We start from the raw sequence: 895 nt of genomic DNA, 5'->3' as shown, positions 1-895 counted from the left end.
GCGCTCGCTCCGTTTAGCGAAGCGAGTCTGGAGAAAACGAGTCCACACGACTTTTCTCTTATCTACCGATTGGCGACGATGTTGATGGCTAGCGGTGAGTCCGATAAAGCACAATTGCTCTCCAATCGATTTGACCCATTCATTGACGCTATTGAGCCAAAGCTTGCTAAGAAATATATCGAACCACGCAGCCTAGCTGCAGATCTATGTGGGAAGCTGCATGACTTCGTCTGTGCCTCCCGAGAGATCCTGAAGGCTCACGAGGCGCTTCAACAAGAATTACTAGCGGTGGGTGTTACAGCGGGCTCGTCATCGTCAAAACTTAGCCTGGCCCGTGACTACGCGACCTTAGGAAGGGCCCTGGGGAGCATCTCAATGTCCAGCAGCGTGGACTCTAGTCAGAGCGCGCAGTCCTCGGATTGACGATCAAGTGCGAGGCCCCGAGATAATCAGAGAGGCGGCAGCAGTCATCCATGGGAGCTGAGTTTGCTTAGGAAAATACTAAATCGTGTACTAGCGCTTTTGGCGCTCGTAATCGTCACCATCGCGCTGATCAACGCGCTGTTGGCGGCCATCCGTTCGCCATCCTATAGCGTGCCGCTCGAAATCAATCGCCCCGTCAGCACGACCAACTTATCGGTACGGGTAAGCAAACCTGATACCTACACCGTATCTCTGAGCTACCCATACATCGACAGTAACGAGCGGAAAAAAGCTTGGAGGCTTGCAGGAGGTGGATCACTCAACGGCGGCTCAAGGCAAGAGCCGGGGTCTCCATTTACTTTTCAAATCCGCATTAATGAAATCCCAAGCGGAAAAGAGATGTTGAACCAGGAAGTCACCCACCCAAAATTGACATCGTGGGGGAGCGGAAATTTAAACGCTGACTTGGTTC

Annotated in this window: 2 protein-coding genes; both read left to right on the top strand. The window is 52.4% G+C overall.

Annotated features, from left to right (window positions below):
• Window positions 1–423: hypothetical protein (locus ACP7E4_RS30455; RefSeq protein ID WP_426119986.1), on the top strand; the 423-nt coding region annotated here is incomplete at its 5' end.
• 99 nt (window positions 424–522) lie between these two features.
• The coding region (locus tag ACP7E4_RS30450) for a hypothetical protein (protein ID WP_426119988.1) at window positions 523–895 on the top strand (373 nt) is incomplete at its 3' end.

Origin of the sequence: Pseudomonas sp. DSP3-2-3, assembly GCF_049898225.1 — a bacterium.
In the GTDB taxonomy this organism is placed as follows: Bacteria; Pseudomonadota; Gammaproteobacteria; order Pseudomonadales; family Pseudomonadaceae; genus Aquipseudomonas.
This window is presented reverse-complemented; position numbering and strand designations above follow the sequence as displayed.